This window comes from Dietzia sp. CW19 (genome assembly GCF_014145265.1).
GTDB classification, from domain to species: domain Bacteria; phylum Actinomycetota; class Actinomycetes; order Mycobacteriales; family Mycobacteriaceae; genus Dietzia; species Dietzia natronolimnaea.
Window position 1 is genome coordinate 5,405 of record NZ_JAALEE010000420.1, and the last position, 2,168, is coordinate 7,572.

At 72.2% G+C, this 2,168-nt stretch carries 3 protein-coding genes; all 3 read right to left on the reverse strand.

Annotated features, from left to right (window positions below; all coding sequences use genetic code 11):
- A partial coding sequence (gene cysS, locus G6021_RS12470) for a cysteine--tRNA ligase (RefSeq protein ID WP_182641424.1) occupies positions 1-1,374 on the reverse strand: 1,374 nt, incomplete at its 3' end.
- 42 nt (positions 1,375-1,416) lie between these two features.
- Positions 1,417-1,899, reverse strand: a complete 483-nt coding sequence (ispF, locus tag G6021_RS12475) for a 2-C-methyl-D-erythritol 2,4-cyclodiphosphate synthase (protein WP_179524505.1) — start codon at positions 1,897-1,899, stop codon at positions 1,417-1,419.
- Positions 1,896-2,168: 2-C-methyl-D-erythritol 4-phosphate cytidylyltransferase (locus tag G6021_RS12480; protein WP_182641425.1), on the reverse strand; the 273-nt coding region annotated here is incomplete at its 5' end. The genes ispF and G6021_RS12480, both read right to left, overlap by 4 nt.

Consider the following 2,168-nt stretch of genomic DNA (forward strand, 5'->3'; position numbering starts at 1 on the left):
GGTATCTGCCACCTCGACGCCGGCCGAGACCAGACGGTCCCGGATCGCGTCGGCGGTGGCGAAGTCCTTGTTCGAACGCGCGATGTCGCGCGCCTCGAGTTCTGCGCGCACGAGCGAGTCGAGCGCTGTCGTCGCGGCGTCGTCCGCGCCGCCCTCGGCCACCCAGTGGGGGTCGAGGGGATCGACGCCCACGACCGCCGTCATCGCCCGCACGGCCGACGCGGCCGTCAGCGCCGCGTCGAGGTCGCCGGACGCCAGGGCGGTGTTCCCCTCGCGCACCCGACCGTGGATCTCCGCCAGTGCGGCGGGGACCCCGAGATCGTCGTTCATCGCCGCGGCGAACCCGTCCGTCCAGTCACCCACGGGCACCTCGACGCCGGCCTCGGTCACGCGCCGCACGAACGCCTCGATCCTCCGGTACCCGGCGGCCGCCTCCTGCAGTGCCTCCGGCGAGTACTCGAGCATCGAGCGGTAGTGCGCGCTGCCGAGGTAGTAGCGCAGCTCGACGGGTCGCACCGCGCTGAGGATGTTGGGCACGCTGAGCACGTTGCCCAGCGACTTGCTCATCTTCTCCCCCGCCATGGTGACCCACCCGTTGTGCAGCCAGTACCGGGCGAAGCCGTCTCCGGCCGCGTGGGACTGCGCCGCCTCGTTCTCGTGGTGCGGGAACTGCAGGTCCAGACCACCGCCGTGGATGTCGAAGGTCCCACCGAGGTACCAGGTCGCCATGGCCGAGCACTCGAGATGCCAGCCCGGACGGCCCTCCCCCCACGGGGTGGGCCAGCTGGGCTCCCCCGGCTTGGCCGCCTTCCACAGCGCGAAGTCCCGCGGGTCCCGTTTGCCGCGCAGGTCCGCCGCCTCACCCTGGTCGACCTCGTCGAGGCGGTGTCCCGAGAGGTGGCCGTAATCGCCCTCCGGTGCGGCCGACCAGGCGGCCACGTCGAAGTAGACGCTGCCCTCGGCCGGATAGGCGAAGCCGCGCTCGATGAGCCGCTCCATGTAGTCGATCATCTGCGTCACGTGCCCGGTCGCCCGCGGCTCGGTGGACGGCGGCAGGACCCCGAGGGCGTCATACGCCCTGGTGAACTCGCGTTCGTGCGTGGCGACCCACTCCCACCACGGCCGGCCGTTCTCGGCGGCCTTGGTGAGGATCTTGTCGTCGATATCGGTGACGTTGCGGACGAACGCCACGTCGTAGCCCGTGGCCAGCAGCCAGCGGCGCAGGACGTCGAAGGCGACCCCGGACCGGACGTGGCCGATGTGCGGCACGGACTGGGGGGTGGCTCCACAGAGGTAGACGGACGCGTGCCCCTCCCGGACTGGGGTGAACTCCCGGAGGGAGCGGGTGGCGGTGTCGTACAGATGGAGCGTCACGGGTAGCGAGTCTACCGGTGACGCACCCTCCCGCCCGCTTCGTCAGCTCCGGAACACCAGGGCCGTCGCCACGGCGGAGACCCCCTCACCGCGACCGGTGAAGCCCATGCCGTCGGTCGTGGTGGCCGAGACGGAGACCGGGGCGCCGATGATCGCCGAGAGGGTCTGTTCCGCCTCGACCCGCCGCGGGCCCATCTTGGGGCGGTTGCCCACCATCTGCACGGCGGCGTTCCCGATCGCCCACCCGTGCCCGGCGAGTTCCGCCACCGCCTCGCGCAGGAGCCGCTCACCCGAGACGTCGTCGTACTCGGGGCGACCGGTGCCGACCAGGGTGCCGAGGTCACCGAGACCGGCCGCGGACAGGAGCGCGTCGACCAGGGCGTGGGCCACCACGTCGCCGTCGGAGTGCCCCTCGCACCCGTGGTCGTCCGGGAAGTGCAGGCAGGCCATCATGCATCGCTTGCCGGGCTGCACCTGATGGGCGTCGGTGCCGATGCCGACGCGCGGGATCACGGGTCCGGTCACGGGTGCTCCTCCGGGTTCTCGCGTGCACCGGGCTCCTGCGGTGCGCCGACTTCGTGCAGGGCACGGGCTTCCGACAGGGCACGGACTTCGTGCAGGGCTCGGACGTGGTCCGATGCCGTGGTGATCTTGAAGGCGAGCGGGTCGCCGTCGACGGTCGCCACCGTCCCGCCCAGCCGCTCCACCAGCCCGGCGTCGTCGGTGGCCACGTCCCCGGCCGCGTCGTAGGCGGCCAGCAGCACGTCGGGCGCGAAACCCTGCGGCGTCTGGAC